Below are 17,265 nucleotides of genomic sequence, written 5' to 3'. Positions count from 1 at the left end.
CACCCGCCAGCCGCCGACGCGTTTTCGAAACGGTCATGCGCTGGCCTCCTGCTCCGCGCCGCCCTTGCGGGCAAACCGGTGCCCCAAGCGATCAAAGAACAGGTAGATCACGGGCGTAGTGAACAAGGTCAGCAACTGACTCAGCAGCAGCCCACCGACCAGCACCAGGCCCAGCGGCTGGCGCAGTTCGGCACCCGAGCCGGAAGCCAGCATCAGTGGGATGGCGCCAAAGAGCGCGGCCATGGTCGTCATCAGGATCGGACGGAAACGCAGCAGCGCCGCGCGGTAGATGGCATCCGCCGGGCTCATGCCTTGGTTGCGTTCGGCCTCCAGAGCGAAGTCGATCATCATGATCGCGTTCTTCTTGACGATGCCGATCAGCAAAATGATTCCGATGATCGCGATCAAGCCCAAGTCGTTGCCGGTCAGCAGTAGCGCCAATAGCGCGCCGACTGCCGCCGAAGGCAGCGTGGAAAGAATTGTGATTGGGTGGATGTAGCTCTCGTAGAGCACGCCGAGCACGATGTACATGGTCACCACCGCAGCCAAGATCAGCAGCAGCGTGCTCGACAATGACGCGCGGAACGCCTCGGCGGCGCCCTGGAAGCGGGTCTGAATACCGGCCGGCATGCCAATCTCCTGCTCGACGCGCTCGATCACCTCCACCGCGTGGCCCAGCGAGACGCCATCAGCCAGGTTGAACGACAGGGTCACCGCCGGGAACTGCCCGATGTGGTTGATCAGCAGCGGCGCGTTGCGTTGCTCCAGCGTCGCCAGGCTCGACAGCCGCACCGGTGTGCCACCCTCGCTCTGCACGAAGACCTGTTCGAGCGCCTTGGCGCCGAGCCGATTGCCCGCCTCAGCTTCCAGCACCACTCGGTACTGGCTGGCCTGGGTAAAAATGGTCGAGATCTGCCGCTGACCGAAGGCATCGTAGAGCGCATCGGTGATGGCCGACACCTCGATGCCCAACCGCGCGGCCGCGTCGCGGTCGATGTCGAGGTAAATCTGCAGGCCATCGCTTTGCAGGTCACTGGCGACATCGGTCAGCTCGGGCTGCGCGCGCAGGGCCTCGACCAGCCGTGGCGTCCACGTCTGCAGCAAGGTCATGTCGGGTGACTCCAGGCTGAACTGGAATTGCGTGCGGCTCACCCGGTCTTCGATCGAAAGATCCTGTACGGGCTGCATGTACAGTTCGATGCCGGGCAGCTTCGCCAGCGCGGGGCGCAGACGGTCGATCACCTGGTTCGCGGTAACGTCCCGCTCGGCGTGCGGTTTGAGGTTGATCAACAACCGACCACTGTTGAGCGTCACGTTGTCGCCGTCTACACCGATGTAGGACGACAGGCTTTCGACTGCGGGATCGGCGAGGATCACCTCAGCCAACGATTGCTGCCGCACACTCATCTCTCGGAAAGAGATCGACTGAGGCGCCTCGCTGATGCCCTGGATCGCGCCCGTGTCCTGAACCGGGAAGAAGCCCTTGGGCACGGCGAGGTACAACACGACGGTCAACGCCAGCGTGCCGACGGCGACGAGCAGGGTCAGCGTCTGGTGCGCCAGGACCCAGGTGAGCCAGCGTGAATAACCCCCGATCAGTCGCTCGACCCAGTCCGGGCCTTTGCCTTCGACCGAAACCGGTTTGAGTAATTTGGCGCACATCATCGGAGTTAGGGTCAGGGAGACGACGAGCGAAATGAGGATCGCGACGGCAAGGGTGATGGCGAATTCACGGAACAGGCGGCCGACCACGTCCTGCATGAAGAGCAGCGGGATGAGCACGGCGATCAGTGACAGGGTCAGCGAGACCAGGGTGAAGCCGATCTGCCTGGCCCCTTTGAGTGCGGCCTGAAGCGGTGTCTCGCCCTCCTCCACGTGTCGCGCGATGTTCTCAAGCATGACGATGGCGTCATCCACGACGAAACCGGTTGCGATGGTTAGCGCCATCAACGTCAGGTTGTTCAGCGAGAATCCGGCCAGGTACATGACTGCAAACGTGCCGACCAGCGACAGCGGTACCGCAATCGACGGAATGACCGTGGCAGAGAATTTCTTGAGAAACAGGAAGGTGACCAGGACGACCAGTACCGTGGCCAGCATGAGTTCATGCTGAACGTCGGTCACGGCGGCGCGAATGGTCTGGGTCCGGTCGGTGAGCACCACCACGTCCAGGCCTGCCGGCATGCTGGCCTGGACTTCAGGCAGCAGCGCCTGGATGCGCTCGACCACTTCGATTACGTTGGCGCCCGGCTGGCGCTGGATATTCAGCAGCACGGCCTGGCTCTGGTTGGCCCAGGCGGCGAGCCGTTCATTCTCCGCGCCGGCGCTGGTGCTGGCGACATCCTTCAGGCGCAAGGCCGCTCCGTCCTGATAGGCCAGGATGAGCTCGGCATACTCCTCGGGAGTCTTCAACTGGTCGTTGGCATCGAGCATCGAGACCCGTGTCGGGCCATCGAAATTCCCCTTGGGCTGGTTCACGTTGGAGCTTGTGACCAACGAGCGCACATCCGCCAGCGATAGCCCATAGGACGCGAGCGCCTCGGGGTTGACCTGGATGCGCACGGCTGGCCGCTGGCCCCCGGCGATGCTGACCATACCGACACCGCTGATCTGCGCGAGCTTCTGCGCCATGCGCGTGTCGACCAGGTCGTGCAGTTGCGGCAGTGCCAGGCTTTCGGATGTGACCGCCAGCGTCATGACCGGCGTATCGGCCGGGTTTACCTTGTTATAGACCGGGGGCGCCGGGAGGTCGCTGGGCAACAGGTTGTCTGCAGCATTGATGGCCGCCTGGACTTCCTGCTCGGCGACATCTAGCTCGACCTCCAGCGAGAAACGCAGGGTGATGACCGATGCGCCACCTGAGCTGGTCGATGACATCTGCGTCAGGCCCGGCATTTGGCCGAACTGGCGCTCGAGCGGTGCGGTCACGGCGCTGGTCATGACCTCTGGACTCGCGCCTGGATAGAGCGTCATGACCCGGATGGTCGGGTAGTCGACCTGGGGCAAGGCGGCGACGGGCAACAACCGGTAGGCGATCATCCCGGCCAGGAAGATCGCGATCATGGTCAGCGTCGTCGCGACCGGCCGCAGGATGAACAGCCGCGAGATATTCATCGCGTCGGGCGCCCCTGGCCTTGAGCCGGCCGTTGGTCTTGCTCACCGCCTTGAGTTTCGACCTTGGGGCTTTCAGCGGCTTGCCGCTCGAGCTGCTCACGGTCGACCACTTCGACCTCGGCGCCGTCGCGCAGGCGGTCGGTGCCTTCCATCACGACCCGCTCACCTGCCGCCAAACCCTGGGTGATGACGGTGCGTTCACCATCGCTGGGGCCGACCTCGACGACACGCAACTCGACCTTGGAATCGTCGCCTACGACGTAGGCGAAGTTGCCGCGTGAACCAAATTGCAAGGCGGCCGATGGGATCAGCACGGCGTTTTCGAGCCGCTCGACACGCAGCCGGATGTTGACGAACTGATTGGGAATCAGCAGTTCCGCCTCGTTATCGAAGCGTGCCTTGAGCTTGAGCGTACCGGTGGTCGCGTCGATCTGGTTGTCGAGGCTCTCCAGTACACCCTCGCCGAAGAGCACGCGCTCGCTTCGGTCCCAGGCCTGCACGGCCAGCGGGTCACCTCGACGGAAACGTGTCAGCACGGGGGTCAGCTCGCCTTCTGGCAAGGTGAAGGTAATCGCCATGGGTTGGGTCTGGGTAATCACCACGAGCGGTGTGGTGTCGTTGGCGCTGACCAAGTTGCCCTTGTCCAACTGGCGGAGGCCGGCACGGCCGTCAATGGGTGCGCGAATCTGGGTGAACGCTAGGTTCAGCTTGGCTTCATTGACCGCTGCCTGGTTGCTGGCGATGGTGCCCTGGTACTGACCGACCAGCGCCTGCTGGGTGTCGAGGGTCTGCTTGGCAATGCTGTCGTCGGCGAAGAGTCCGCGGTAGCGCTCCAGATCGACTTGGGCGTTCTTCAGCTGCGCCTGGTTTTGCCGCAACGTGCCTTCCGCCTGCTGCAGCGCGACTTCGTAGGGACGCGGGTCGATGACCGCCAGCAGGTCACCTTCCGAAACGCGCTGACCTTCTTCGAATTTCACCTCGACCAGCTCGCCGGCGACACGGCTGCGCACGTTTACCGTGTTCAGCGGCGTGACGGTGCCGAGCGCTTTTTCATACACCTCGAATGCACCCTCCTCCACGGTCGCGACGCGCACGGGCGTTGCCCCGCCAAACGCACCGAATCCGGGGCGACCACGCGGCCCCTGTTGTGGCTGCTCCGCAGCGCTGGGCCACAGCCACCAGACCAGAACGACGATCGCGATGAGCACCAGCCCTACGATCAACCAGCGCCGTACGGACGCAGAAGAAGTGCTTGCCTCTGACATGAATTCGGTTCGCCTGAAAAAGAGCGTGAACCATAAGCAGTGGCGCCCCGCTCGCAAAGGGGATTTACGGCATTTTTACGTATCGATGCGTGACAGATCGCTCTGGTCGGCGGCTCGACGCCTGGAACCATGTCCGGCGCGTCCAGTCTATGTATCGTTCTACCGCCGCGTCCGGCGGACAGAACTCACGGAACTGTCCCGGTGGCGCGTGTCTCCCCCGCGCCCCGCTTTACCAGGCCTCGAGCTCGCGGCCTGTACAGGATCAAGGAATGAATGCATCACTGGTCATCCTGGCGTTGACTGTCGCCAGCTTTCTGCTCGGTTTCCTGCGCGACCTGTTCATCGCCAAGGCCTTTGGCCTCAGCTGGGAAGCGGACCTGATCTTCGTCGCCCTCATCCTCCCATTGTTCTTCGAGAACTTTCTGGGCCTCGCCCTGCGCGACGCGATGATTCCCTACCTGCAGCGGTTGCGCAGCCAGTCCGAGGCCCTGTTCGAAACGGTTGCACGCTGGCTCTATTGGCGGGTGACGCTGATCGGCGTGGGCACAAGCGCCTTGGCCATTCTCGGCAGCTACTGGTTACTCACCGCCCTGGCCCCGGGATGGTCCGACAGCCAGGTTTCGGCCGGCCAGCTGGTGTTCTGCGTCGGCGCGTTGCTGGTTGCTGTCCAAGCGGTGCTCTATTGCCAAGGTGCGCTGTTGAACATGGACGACGTGTTCATCCTGCCGATGACCCGCACGGTGCTGCTCAACGCGGGCGCCATTATCGGCATCCTGCTGTTCGAACCGCGGGGCATGGTGATTTTCATCGGCATGCTGCTGCCGCAACTGGCGCTGATCCTGGTTCAGCACAAGCGCGTCCATTACCTGCGCGGCGGTACGAACGTCGAGACCCAAGGTCATGCGGGCAGCTTCGGGCTGGCTTTCGCGCCAGTTCTGGTGGCGGCGGGCGCTCAACAAGGGTGCATCCTGGCCGAGCGGATGTTTGCGTCATTCCTGGACGAAGGCAGTATCACGATGCTGTCGTTTGCGTTTCGCATCGTCACCATCCCACTGACGCTTTATGCGATGTCGGTGCTTTCGGTGTTGTTTCCCCGCTTCGTGTCCAGTTGGAACGATGGGAACCACGCCGAGCACGCGGCCCTGGTGCGTAAGGGCCTGCTCGCTACGCTGCTGTTCCTGGTTCCGGCCACTGTCGCGCTCTGCTCGTTCCCGGAAACGGTGGTTGCGGTCCTGCTGGAGCGCGGGCAGTTCGGTGCCAGCCAGACCGTTGCGACGGCCTCGCTCGTCGTGATCTACGCCATCGGCCTACCAGCGCAGGGGTTGGCGTTGCTCTGGGGCCGTGCGTTGCTGGCGCAGCACCAGGCGCGGCTGTTTCTGGTCATCACCTTGATCAGCTCGGCGCTTACCGTCGGCCTCGATGCGATTCTCTATCGCAGCCATGGTGCTGAGGGGCTGGCGTTCGCCTTCACCTGCGGTGCGCTGATTCAAGCTACCTTCATGGGGCTTTATGTGCGCCGCGCATCGCCTCGCGGGATCGCAGCGAGCCTGCTGCTGCGCTGGATTGCGACCGCAGCGGCAGTGTTCGCAGCCTTGCACTGGGCACCGACCCCGCACGGTCTGCTTCAGCTTTGCCTGTATATCGGGCTGGTCCTGGCTGCGTTCGCAGCCGGCGTGCTGCTGCTCGGTGAGCGTGACCTGTTCAAGCCGAGCTATTGGTCGATGAAGCGCGCCTGAACCGGGCATCGCCGCACGACCTCAAGGCTTGCCGCCGTTATGCGGTGAGCATGGATGGGGCTTCGACATCTCTGCGCTGACTGGACGGCGCCGTTTCGGCGGAAACGGGCTCTGCCTGCGAGCTCAGTCAGCCCACGTAGCTAAGCCTGACCCGCGGGCGTCGTCGCTCCTCACCCGGTGCCGGACTGTGCTCGTCACCGGTCATCTCGACTAACCTGCCGTTCTGTGCTCGAGCTCAGCTTCCCAGTGCAAGCATGCCAACCGATACCCCGCCAACCCCGTCTGCAGCAACAGGCGCCGCCTTGCGGGCTTCGCGTTGCGCCAGGACGATGTCCAACGCGCGGCTCGGCAGGATGTCGACATCCTCGAAGGTGATCAGCTGGCCCGGCTCGACGGCACGCTTGAGCGCCGTCTTGCGAAGCAGGCCAATGGGGACATGATCCGGTTCGTCATCGAGCCTGACGGCCTCGCCCCGGAACTGAAACCCGCCTATGCCACGCTCGATCAACTCGCCCGGGCGCATTGCACGCTTGGCAATGGCCGCGACGCCAAGGGTCGGGCTCGTCGAGTTGTTCAACAGCACACCGCCGCCGTTGAGTACCCTTCGTACGGTCTTGCCGACCTCAAGGGAACACAGGTGGAACGGCCGGACCAGCGTATAGAACGGGCCTGGCCCCAGCTTGAAGTACTCAAGCGCTGCCTGCTGCTCATCGTCATGCCGGCAGACGAGAAACACGCCGCCGGCAGGGTATCCCGCCGGGATGACGTAATCGACGAACGGCTGGCCGATACGTTCGGACATCAATCCGAGCAGGTTGCCCGTCTCGGTCAGGTTGGTTGAGGCCAAGCCTTCGAGTCCTTGACGGGTGATCGTCGCGCCGAGGCCATTGCCGACGATCACTTGCTCTATCTGCACCTTGGTGCCATCGGTGAAGGACGTCGTCTGGTCGACGCTGATGCCCTGCCGCTTGGCCCAGTAGGCCATGTCCTCGGGAGACGGATTGTGGTTCAGGTAGCCCTTCATGTTGCCGTATACGAGGGGCGTGAAGCCCATCATCAAGGCCTCCTCGTGCAACGCTGCCAACGAGCCCGGCTGGTCGCCCTCGGCCTCGGTCAGTAACCCTTTGCCAGCGAGATAGGAACCCGTGGTGACTTGTAGCTCTGCGTTGACCGTGACCACGGGCAGCCCCGCCTCGAATGCGCGCTCGATGACCTCGGTACCGTGAAAAACGTCACCGCTGCATTCGACGATCAGGTCGGCGCCGGCCATCAACTGGTCGACAGATTGGGTCAGGCGGTCAGAAAGGGGGAAGTCAGCCAATGAATGGAGTGGCCGACGGGTCAGAACGTGGGAGATCTCCAGATCCTGATAATGCTGCTTGATCAACCGGATGAAGCAGTGAGCAATCATGCCCGTGCCGGATACACCGATCTTCTTGGTATTGGAGTTATACATAGCGAATCCATTCAAAGGGCAACGAAGGCTAGGACCGCAGCGAAACCGAAAGATTGTGGCGGCAGCGATAAAACTGGCCTATCGCCATAAGACTGGTGCATCTCGCCATGCCCAAGCCACTTAAAACCTAAGGGCTGGTGGGGGATCGGGCCAATTGGGATTGCCTAGCGAGACGGCAAGACAGGCAGGATTTATGCCGTCAAAAAACCAGTCGGAGGGAACAGCGTTGCACTGTTCCCCTATTCCGACGTTACTTCAAAGCAGCCAGAGCCGCGGCGTAGTCGGGCTCCGTGCCGATTTCTGCGACCCGCTCACTGTGCAGGACCTGATCGTTCTCATCCAGAACCACGACAGCACGAGCCGATACACCCGCGAGCGGTCCGCTTGCGATCAGCACGCCGTAGTCCTCGAGAAATTCACGGCCGCGCATCGTCGAGAGGTTGACCACGTTCTCCAGCCCTTCCGCGCCGCAGAAGCGCTTCTGCGCAAACGGAAGGTCCGCCGAGATGCACAGCACCACCGTATTGGCCAGGTCATTGGCCTGGGCGTTGAATTTGCGGACCGACGTCGCACACGTCGGGGTATCGATGCTGGGGAAAATATTCAGCACCTTGCGCTTGCCGGCAAAGGCATCGAGGCCCACGTCGGCCAAGTCGCCGTTGACCAGGCTGAATGGCTTGGCCTTGTCGCCCTGAGCGGGAAAGGTACCGGCAACCTTGATTGGGTTGCCTCGCAGCGTGACATCAGTCATGTGGACTCCTAGTGGTCGTGGCCACGAGAGCGTCTCGTGGCCCAGGTTGATCAGGCTGAATGGGTGCGGGCGAAATACTCACGGGTCAACTTGACTACGACCGGGCTCAGCAGCAGCAGCGAAACCAGGTTCGGAATGGCCATCAGACCGTTGAGGGTGTCCGCCAGCAGCCAGGCGAAATCCAGTTGAGCGATCGCGCCGAACGGTACGGCGACGACCCAGATAATGCGGAAGGGCCAGATCGCTTTGGTGCCGACCATGAATTCCCAGCAGCGTTCGCCGAAGTAGCTCCAGCCGAGGATGGTAGTGAACGCGAACACCACCAGCGCGATGGTCAGCAGAGGGCCGCCAACGCCCGGCATCGCCTGCTCGAACGCGGCGGCTGACAGTGCCGCTCCGCTCTCACCGCTGGTCCAGACACCCGAGCAGATGATCGCCAGGCCCGTGATGGTGCAGATGATGATGGTGTCGATGAAGGTGCCCATCATGCCGATCAGGCCCGAGCGTACCGAGCTCTGGGTGGTACCGGCTGCCTGCGCGATCCCTGCAGTACCAAGACCGGCCTCGTTGGAGAAGATGCCGCGTGCGACACCGAAGCGGATCGCCGCCATGACCGCCGCACCGGCGAAGCCGCCTGTGGCCGCGATGGGCGTGAATGCATGGGTGAAGATCAGGCTGAACGCGCCGGGAATGCTCTCGGCGTTGACCACCAGCACGACGATCCCGGCAATGATGTAGGCCACGCACATGAACGGCACCAGCGCCGCGGCAACCTTGCCAATCCGCTTGATGCCGCCAAGGATCACCAGCCCGACGAAGACCATGGTTACCAGGCCGGTGACCCACAGGGGCACGGCGAAGGTAGCTTCCAGGGCCAGCGCCATGCTGTTCACCTGCACCATATTGCCGATGCCGAAGCCGGCCAGGCCACCGAATATCGCGAATGCGCCACCGAGCCACAGCCAGCGCTTGCCCAGCCCGTTCTTGATCGCATACATGGGACCGCCGACGTGCTCGCCGCGCTCGTCCTTCTCGCGGTAGTGGACAGCCAGCACGACCTCACAATATTTGGTCGCCATGCCCACCAGAGCGGTACACCACATCCAGAACAGCGCACCCGGGCCGCCGAGGAAAATCGCCGTGGCGACACCCGCGATGTTACCCGTACCGACCGTAGCCGCCAGGCAGGTCATCAGCGCCTGGAACGGGCTGATTTCGCCCGTCGCCTCATCGCCCTTGGCACGGCCGCGCCAAATCAGGGCGAAACCGGTACCGATCCGCACCAGCGGCATGAACTTGAGCATGACCATCAGGAAAAGGCCGGTACCGAGGATCAGCACCAGCATGGGTGGGCCCCAGACGAGCCCGTTGACGCTGTTGACGAGGTTTTGCAGGAATTCCATTCAAGGCACCCTTATTCGTTATGTTAGACATCCTTGCCCATGCGGGCCGCGTGCCAGCTGTGTACCTCTGTAGCCAAACGAAGCCAGCCGATCACAAGAGCACACGCGGCGCGGCAATGGCACCACGTCAATGTGGCGTCATTGCCGGCAGCTGCCACGGCCCGTGGTAGAGCCAAGCGGCGGCTGCCTTGCAAGGAGCGACCGGGCGATCCTACCACCACCCTGCACACTTGGCGCCAGCCTGAAATAGCGGGCCGGGCCCTTGTCCTGGAAACCGAAAAACGACCCACAGGTCATGCGCTGAAGGGCAGCAGGTTACCGGTTACGTAAGCCTGCTCAGCGTAGCCGAGCCAGGCAGGTGCGCCAGCGTGACGGGCAGATATTTTTGCCAGCGGAGCGGGTGCCAGTCAGAAGTTGCGCCGATAGAACACATCGAGAGAACTGGCCAACCCGCTTGCCGCCTCGAGGAAGATGCGCTTGGTCAATTGGTACCGCAGCGCAATGGTGTTGGCCGGCTCGAATACACCCACGCCGTAACGAAGCGTCAGGCGATCGGTGATGCGGCCACTGGCGACCACACTGGTGTCATTGCCGCTACCCTCGGTGTCCAGTTGAAAGTCCTGGATGCCAAGGCGCTGCGCGACGTTACCCGTCACCGATGCGCTACCTGCCAGCCCCAGCCCCAACGCCGCCTGCGCCAGCATGTTGTTATCGCCGGTTTCGGCTCCGAGCGGCCGGCCGAGAACGAGATAGGACAGTGCCTGCTCCTGACTCATCGCCGGTTCGGAGAACACATCCACCCGCGGCTGTTCGGCACTGCCGGTGATGCGCAGGCCGGCGATGACGTTGTCCGCCTCGATCCGGCGTATCGCTTCGATATCCAGGAAAGGCTGCGCCAGCACACCCGTGAACAACAGGCGGGCACGGCGGATGGTCAAGCGCTGCCCGTAGGCGCGGTAACGTCCATTGTTCAGATTCAGCTCGCCGCGGGCATCGAGGTTGTCGCCAATGTGCAGATACCCCGCCAGGTCCGCGGTCAGGCCGAAGCCGGAAAAGCGCAGCCTGTCCTGGCCGACTTCGACCTGGATGTCCATGCGCATGGCCAGCGGCGGCTGCGTGTCTTCAGCTTCCTCGCCAACGATCACCGCATCGCTCGACACCTTGACGGTCGACGGCGGCAGCTCACGTACCGTAATCGTGCCACGTGGTACGCGCACCTTGCCGACCACCGCCAAGGCGTCGCCAGCGAGCTGCAACCGCAAATCAGGCTCGACTTCGAGTTCTGCGTAGGGCTCGACGATCACCGGCAGGCGGCTGCCCTTGACGCTGATGTCCAGGTCCAGCGAATCGCCCCAAGCGACGTGGCCGCCGATCGCGCCGCGGCCTTGCTCGCCGCTGCGCCAATCGCCGTCCAGCTGCAATCGTTCCCCATCGATGCGCGCCTGCAGCTGCAGTTGTTCGAAGCTCACCGGCAATTCGCTACCGGCGATCTCGCCGCCGGTGAGATTCAACTCGCCGGTGACCTGAGGCTTGGTCAGCGTGCCAGATAGCGTGCCGCTGCCGTTGAGCTGGCCTTCGAAGCGATCGACCTGCGCGATGAAGGGACGCGCCACGGAAAGATCAAGCTCACGCAGGCGGAAATCACCAGAAATGGGCTTTTGCTCTCCGGCGGGGTCGATCTGCAGGTTGACCGCCAGCGAGCCGAGCGGCCCGCCTTCGAAATTGAGCTGGCTGTCGATACGCGACGGGGCGAGGTCGCTGCTCAACGCCAGCGTGCTGTATGGGAAATCCAGCCATCGTTCGCCCTCGCGGATACGTAAGGTTCCTGGCCCTGCGTCGACCCGAACACTACCGGTCGGCCCAGCGGCAGGAATGTCCAGCGACAGGTCGGCATTGAGTTCGCCCTGCCAGGCGAGGTTTTCCGGCAGGTATCCGGCCAGTGAATCGAGCGGGAAGTCCCTGAGGTGATAGCGCAACCGCGGATCTGGAGCCAGGCGCTGGTCCTCTGCGCAAAGGGATGCCGGGCCGGAAGCCCAGCAATGGGCGCCGAGATCGATCCGCCCGCTTGCCAATCGCTCGAGCCTGGCAGGCTGGCGAAGGGTCCAACGTTGGCTTTCGGCCTCGATCTCCGCGCTCAGCAACCGACCGCGCCAGTCGTCCCCGCTGAGACCACCCGCGAGTGCAAGGTCCAGGTCGACAATGGGCCCCTGCAGTGCGAGCTCCGCGCTGTGGGCCTCAGCCGTGCCACTGGCAGACAAGCCCAGCGCGCCAACGTCGGTCTCGCCTACTCCAATGCCGGTTGCGTCCAGGCGCAACCGCCCTCGCTGGCCTTCAGTGAGCGCCGCTGACACTTGCAGACGGTTAACCTGGTTCGCCTCTAGAGCGAGGCCATTCCCTTCGAGTTCGAGCGTGCCCTGTGGAGCGTCCAGCGTTCCGGCAAGCTTCAGACCACCGGATACGCGCCCTGTCAGGTGTGGCCACAGCTGCGCCAGTCGAGGCAGATCCAATTCCAGCTCTGCGCGCAGCGCGTCGCCCAGGCTTGCGCGCCCTTGTACGCGGTTGTCGCCGAGCCGCAGGTCCAGGGTTGGTACCTCCCAGTCCGCCCCTTCTCCGCTGGCGCGTAATTGCAGTTGCAAGGGTTGGCGCCGGAGCGTGCCGTCCAGGTCGAGTTGCGCCTGGGCCTGAAGGGCTTCATGAAGGCTGCCCTCACTGGTGAGCGTGCCGCGCAGCTGGCCAGGTAGCTCGGCGACCCAGTACGCTGGGTCGAGCTGGCTCAGCTCGAGCCGGGTCTTCCAATCGATGCCGTCTGCAAAGCCGATGCTCAGGTTACCCGCGGCACGCCCCTGCCCCGCCACGAGCTCCAATTGCGGCAGATGGACCACCTCGAGATTGCCGCTGACTGGGCTGCGCAGGCTGAAGTCGCCCGCTGGGCCAGACAGGCCCGCGTCGAAGTTGCCGAGGTAGTTGCCGTCGTCGTATTGCACCTGCGCGTCGAGCCGGCGCAGGGCAACGGGTGGCTCGTCGACGTCCGGGTAAAGACGCCGCCAGGGAAAATCACGCCAGGCCAGCGCGGCATCGGCGCGCAGTCCGTCCGTCCAGCCTGCCTCCCCCTTGAGTGACACCGTCCGATCTTCCCCGGCGTCGAGCAGCAGCTGCTCGATGCGTGCCTGCTCGGCATCGACAATCGCGCTGAGGCGAAGGCCGACCGCACCGCCTTCGCCCTGTAGGTTGCCCTCGCCTGCCAGCCGGTAGCCCTGCTGCATATCACCCTCGGCGCTCACTTCAAGCCGCTCCAGGCGCAAGGCATCGGGTAGCTCGGGGCTGGCTTTGAAGTCATCGACAGCAACCACCAGGTGTGCGGGCAGGTCCTCTTCGAGGGGCCTGATCCGGCCGCTGATGCGCGCGTCCAGGTAGCCCTGGCTTTGTACATCAAGCATCAGGTGCTCACGCAACTCACCGGTCGCGCGGAGCATGACTGCCCAGGGTTGTTCACTGGGTGAGCGGAGCGCGACGGCGCCACTCACGTCCAATGGCCAGTCGCCTTCGGGCACCAGCCTCCCCGCCATGTCAGCGGACAGGTCGGAACGGCGAATCTGCAGCGCACCTATGTCGAGCCCTTCGCGCCGCCAATCGGCGCGCAGCGACAATTCCTGCAGCTGTTCGGCCCCGTTGAACTGAACCTGGCCGACTTCGACCCGCTCGATGCGAAGCGCCAGTGGCAGTTTCAATTCCGGCAGTTCAATCGGTCCGCTGCTCGGCTCGTCGGGGCCGGGCGGAATATGCACGTCGATATCGCCTGCGACCAGCGCCTCGATGCACAGAGTCCGGCGGAGCAGGCATGACGGCGACCAATCCATCCGCGGCTCGGCGACTTCGACTCGCTTGCCGTTTTGCTCCCAGACCAGACGGTCGGCCCGCCAGCGACCGGCGAGCCGCCCCTCGAAGGCCTCGACTTCCAAGCCGGGCACCTTTTCCAGCACCCAGCGGCTGCCCGCACCGGTGCCGAGCACCGCACCCACCGCCAGTACCAGGAGAAGGATGAGCGCGACGACCGCCAGCAATACCCACCCGATGATCCGCACACCACGCCTCACAATTCGGGCCCCATCGAAAAATGCAGGCGCACCCCGCCCTCGCCATCAAGCGGATGCGCCAGGTCGACACGGATCGGCCCGACCGGCGATACCCAGCGCACGCCAAGACCGACGCTGCTCTTGAGCGACGGAATCTCCAGGGAATTGAACGCGTTGCCTTGATCGACGAAAGTCGCCACGCGCCACTGTTCGTTGATCGAAAACTGGTACTCGGCGCTGACCGCCAGCTGATAGCGCCCGCCGATGCGGTCGCCGTCGGAATTGGTCGGCGACAGGCTCTGGTAGTCGTAGCCTCGGACGCTTTGGTCGCCACCGGCGAAATAGCGCAGAGACGGCGGCACGTTGGTGTACTCGTCGGTCCAGTTGCCGCCAACCTGTACCCGCCCGAGAAAGCGATGCCGCCCACCCAACGTGGTCAGCCCCTTCACGGTCGCGTTGGCATGGATCAGATCGGCGTCGGAAAGCAGGCCCTTCTTCGCCGCAGCCAGTTCGAATTCCAGACGGTAGCCGCGGTTCGGGTTGATGCGATTGTCGCTGCGCAGGTAGCTGTACGCCACACCGGGCATCAGCAGCCTACTGATGCCCGTATCGTCCCCCAGTTCGTAGCGCTCGTGGCGCCATTTGAGCGACCAGATACGCTGCCATCCGCTGGGTAATTTTCGGTGCCATTCCGGCCCAATGGTGAGCAATTGGCTGAGGCTGTCGTCGTCGGCGATCTGCTCGTACTGGTAGCCAGCGGCGTAGCGCAACTTGTCGGTGAGCGGCGGATCTAGTGGCACGTCGTACCAGAGCCCGATGTTTTGCCGCGGCGCCGATAGCTCCGACTCGATACCGTAGCTGTGCCCCTGCGGGTTGACCCAGTGACGCAGGAAGTCGAAACGCACACGCGGGCCGACATCCGTGGAAAAGCCGAGGCCGAGGCCCAGCGTGCGGGGATCACGCGTGGTGAGCAGCACGGAAACGGGGATGCGCTGCGCCTGAGCATTGGACGGGTTGGCGTCCACCCGGACGCCCTCGAAGTAGCCACTCGACTGCATCGCCTGGTTGAGGTCCGCAATCAGCTCGGAGTCATAAGGCGTATCGGGCTCGAAGGGCACCATGCGCGCGAGCAGGTCGGGGTCGAACGGCGAATCGCCTTCGAAGGCAACGTCACCCAGTCGATAGCGCGGGCCGCTCTCGAACACCAACTCGACATCGGCCGTGTTCTGCGCCGGGTCTATCGCCAGGCGCTGGCGGACGAAACGGCCATCGAAAAAGCCGTACCGGGATGCCTGGTTGAGAATCTGTTGTTTGGCGCTTTCGTACTCGCCGTGGTTGAGCGCCTCGCCGGGTTTGAGCCGGTTACGGGGGACGCGGAAGGTCTGGAGTTGTGAGGCCGGGCCGTCTACCCGCAAGGTGACATTGCGCAGCCGTACCGGATCGCCCGGCTCAATGCGTACCCGCAAGCGCGGCGGCTCACCGCCGATGACCTCCGTCTCGATCGTGGCGTTGTAATGCCCCAGCGCTTGAAGCGCTTTCTCCGCCTGATCGTGAACGATGCGGCTGTAGCGCAGCAGTTCGTCCTCACTGCGGTCGCCTAGGTCGCCAATGTAGTTTTCGACGTTCTCGCGCAGGGCACCATTGGACGGCTCGACATCGACGTCGAGCTCCGCTGCAAAAACCGGAGCCGCAAGCAACAGGACAAGGCCGGCCGGAACCACACGGCGGCACAGTGAAATAGACATGGCGAGCGATGCTAGCACGACACGCACCGGCTTCCGGTGCCACATCGATACGCATTGCACGGCAGGGACGGCATAACCCAAGGCATAGACTGACTTCATCGCTAACCCGCCGTTTCGACTGCGCAGGCGCCGCAAAATTCGCCATCAGCCGACGCCGGCTTCGACAACCTGCGGCGCCGGATGGAAAAACACATGCTCGACCACCGGCCCGATCGCCACCTGACCGACGTTCTGGTAGCCCTGCCGCTCATAGAAATGCAGGTAGCGCGGGTTGCCCGTATCGATCATCAACCCCTCGGAGCGGGTGTCCTGGGCACACCAGTTATGCAGTGCTTCGAGCAGCTGCTCGCCATAGTGCTGCCCCTGGTACTGCGGATGCACGGCCATCAAGGGCAACAGGTGATAACTGCCGGGCGGCAGGCAACCCAGCACGGTGGCGTGGTAATCCAGGTAGCGACGGGTACAGCGAAACCCTGCAGTGAGCAGCATGCGCATGCGCCAGAACCAACTTTCGGTCACGTCCAACCGGCGTTGAGGAGGCGCGATGAGCGCGACGGCAATGAGCCGGTCATCCAGCAATAGGCCGAGGGCAGGCTGCTCCTGCGTCAGGTGCTGGTTGACCAACTCACGCACTGTCGCGCGAACACGATGCTCGTAGCCCGGCCGATCGGCCTCGAACAGGTAAGCAAAGGTGGGTTCGTGACGGTAGGCGTGATACAGCAGCGAGCGGGCCTCCCTGGCGTATCCACTGTCCAGCATTCGTACGTCGGCGGGCTTGGGCATGGTGGCTCTCTTGTTCTGGTCAGGCTGAGTTCACGGTAGCACCGCCGCGCGCGACACGCCTGGCCGCCTGCCTGGCCGGTGGTGGCATAAGCCGTTTAGAATCGCGCTTTTTCGGGAGCAGCGACGATGAAGCTTGTTTCATTCAATATCAATGGCTTACGCGCAAGACCTCATCAACTATCTGCACTGATAGAGGCACATCAACCGGATGTCATCGGCCTTCAGGAAACCAAAGTGGCCGACGAGCAGTTCCCCCAGGGCGAAATCGAAGCGCTGGGTTATCACGTTCATTTTCATGGCCAGAAAGGTCACTACGGTGTCGCCCTGCTCTCCCGCCAGGCACCGCTCGAGATTCATAAAGGCTTTCCCGGTGATGGCGAGGAATCGCAGAAGCGCTTCATCTGGGGCCGCTTCGCCGATGCCAACGGCCAGCCCGTCACCGTCATGAACGGCTATTTCCCCCAGGGTGAAAGCCGCGCCCACCCCATCAAATTCCCCGCCAAAACCAAGTTCTATGCGGACCTGCAGGCATTGTTGGAACAGCGCTTCACTCCGCAAGACGCCGTCGCGGTCATGGGCGACTTCAACATTTCACCCGAGGATTGCGACATTGGCATTGGCGAAGTGAACGCCAAGCGGTGGCTACGTTCCGGCAAGTGCAGTTTCTTGCCGGAAGAGCGCGAATGGCTGACCAGGCTGAAGAGCTGGGGCTTGCAGGACAGCTTCCGTACGCTCAATCCCGAGGTCGTCGACCGCTTCAGCTGGTTCGACTACCGCAGCCGCGGCTTCGAGGACAACCCGCGACGTGGCTTGCGCATTGATCTGATCCTGACCACCGCAGGCCTGCACGAGCGTGTCGTCGATTGCGGCGTGGACTACGACATCCGTGCCATGGACAAGCCCTCGGATCATTGCCCGGTGTGGATCAAGCTGCGCTAA

Annotated in this window: 10 protein-coding genes; 2 read left to right on the top strand and 8 right to left on the bottom strand. The window is 63.4% G+C overall.

Annotated features, from left to right (window positions below; translation table 11 throughout):
* Nucleotides 1–33: 33 nt before the first annotated feature.
* Together KXR72_RS00625 and KXR72_RS00620 are read right to left on the bottom strand one after the other, a co-directional pair.
* Nucleotides 34–3,114, bottom strand: coding sequence for an MdtB/MuxB family multidrug efflux RND transporter permease subunit (locus tag KXR72_RS00625; protein WP_437419206.1), 3,081 nt, complete (start codon nucleotides 3,112–3,114; stop codon nucleotides 34–36).
* A complete protein-coding gene (locus KXR72_RS00620; RefSeq protein ID WP_437419205.1) occupies nucleotides 3,111–4,379 on the bottom strand; it encodes an MdtA/MuxA family multidrug efflux RND transporter periplasmic adaptor subunit in 1,269 nt (422 codons plus the stop codon). Before KXR72_RS00620 ends, KXR72_RS00625 begins: the two co-directional genes overlap by 4 nt.
* 269 nt (nucleotides 4,380–4,648) lie before the next feature.
* On the opposite strand from KXR72_RS00620, the gene KXR72_RS00615 reads away from it, so the two are divergent.
* Complete coding sequence (locus KXR72_RS00615; RefSeq protein WP_437419204.1) at nucleotides 4,649–6,115, top strand: lipid II flippase MurJ; 1,467 nt, start codon at nucleotides 4,649–4,651, stop codon at nucleotides 6,113–6,115.
* 235 nt (nucleotides 6,116–6,350) lie between these two features.
* Here KXR72_RS00615 and KXR72_RS00610 read toward each other — a convergent pair whose 3' ends face one another.
* From KXR72_RS00610 to KXR72_RS00585, 6 genes are all read right to left on the bottom strand, one after another.
* Entirely contained in the window at nucleotides 6,351–7,526 is a 1,176-nt protein-coding gene (locus KXR72_RS00610; RefSeq protein WP_437420343.1) for an NAD(P)-dependent oxidoreductase, read from the bottom strand.
* A 295-nt stretch (nucleotides 7,527–7,821) separates the two neighbouring features.
* Entirely contained in the window at nucleotides 7,822–8,322 is a 501-nt protein-coding gene (gene tpx / locus KXR72_RS00605) for a thiol peroxidase (protein WP_437419203.1), read from the bottom strand.
* 50 nt (nucleotides 8,323–8,372) lie between these two features.
* Nucleotides 8,373–9,725 (bottom strand): alanine/glycine:cation symporter family protein, encoded by a 1,353-nt coding sequence (locus KXR72_RS00600; protein ID WP_437419202.1) that lies wholly within the window; start codon nucleotides 9,723–9,725, stop codon nucleotides 8,373–8,375.
* A gap of 407 nt (nucleotides 9,726–10,132) precedes the next feature.
* The gene (locus KXR72_RS00595) at nucleotides 10,133–13,807 is read right to left on the bottom strand and encodes a translocation/assembly module TamB domain-containing protein (RefSeq protein ID WP_437419201.1); all 3,675 of its coding nucleotides are present in this window, start codon (nucleotides 13,805–13,807) and stop codon (nucleotides 10,133–10,135) included.
* Nucleotides 13,808–13,815: 8 nt separating this feature from the next.
* A complete protein-coding gene (locus KXR72_RS00590) occupies nucleotides 13,816–15,537 on the bottom strand; it encodes an autotransporter assembly complex protein TamA (RefSeq protein WP_437420342.1) in 1,722 nt (573 codons plus the stop codon).
* A 150-nt stretch (nucleotides 15,538–15,687) separates the two neighbouring features.
* Nucleotides 15,688–16,326: a GNAT family N-acetyltransferase gene (locus KXR72_RS00585; protein ID WP_437419200.1), complete on the bottom strand. Its 639-nt coding sequence runs from the start codon at nucleotides 16,324–16,326 to the stop codon at nucleotides 15,688–15,690.
* 126 nt (nucleotides 16,327–16,452) lie between these two features.
* On the opposite strand from KXR72_RS00585, the gene xthA reads away from it, so the two are divergent.
* Nucleotides 16,453–17,265: an exodeoxyribonuclease III gene (gene xthA, locus KXR72_RS00580; protein WP_437419199.1), complete on the top strand. Its 813-nt coding sequence runs from the start codon at nucleotides 16,453–16,455 to the stop codon at nucleotides 17,263–17,265.

The sequence above is a fragment of the Stutzerimonas chloritidismutans genome, from assembly GCF_051486945.1.
In the GTDB taxonomy this organism is placed as follows: Bacteria; Pseudomonadota; Gammaproteobacteria; order Pseudomonadales; family Pseudomonadaceae; genus Stutzerimonas; species Stutzerimonas chloritidismutans_B.
Note: the sequence above shows the minus strand (reverse complement) of the source record. Positions and strands in the feature narration are given on the sequence as shown.

Bases quoted from the DNA above. Each gene is read 5' to 3' on its own strand.
- KXR72_RS00625 (WP_437419206.1), bottom strand. From the start codon at position 3,114: ATGAATATCTCGCGGCTGTTCATCCTGCGGCCGGTCGCGACGACGCTG.
- KXR72_RS00600 (WP_437419202.1), bottom strand. From the start codon at position 9,725: ATGGAATTCCTGCAAAACCTCGTCAACAGCGTCAACGGGCTCGTCTGG.
- KXR72_RS00610 (WP_437420343.1), bottom strand. From the start codon at position 7,526: ATGATTGCTCACTGCTTCATCCGGTTGATCAAGCAGCATTATCAGGAT.
- KXR72_RS00615 (WP_437419204.1), top strand. From the start codon at position 4,649: ATGAATGCATCACTGGTCATCCTGGCGTTGACTGTCGCCAGCTTTCTG.
- KXR72_RS00620 (WP_437419205.1), bottom strand. From the start codon at position 4,379: ATGTCAGAGGCAAGCACTTCTTCTGCGTCCGTACGGCGCTGGTTGATC.
- xthA (WP_437419199.1), top strand. From the start codon at position 16,453: ATGAAGCTTGTTTCATTCAATATCAATGGCTTACGCGCAAGACCTCAT.
- tpx (WP_437419203.1), bottom strand. From the start codon at position 8,322: ATGACTGATGTCACGCTGCGAGGCAACCCAATCAAGGTTGCCGGTACC.
- KXR72_RS00585 (WP_437419200.1), bottom strand. From the start codon at position 16,326: ATGCCCAAGCCCGCCGACGTACGAATGCTGGACAGTGGATACGCCAGG.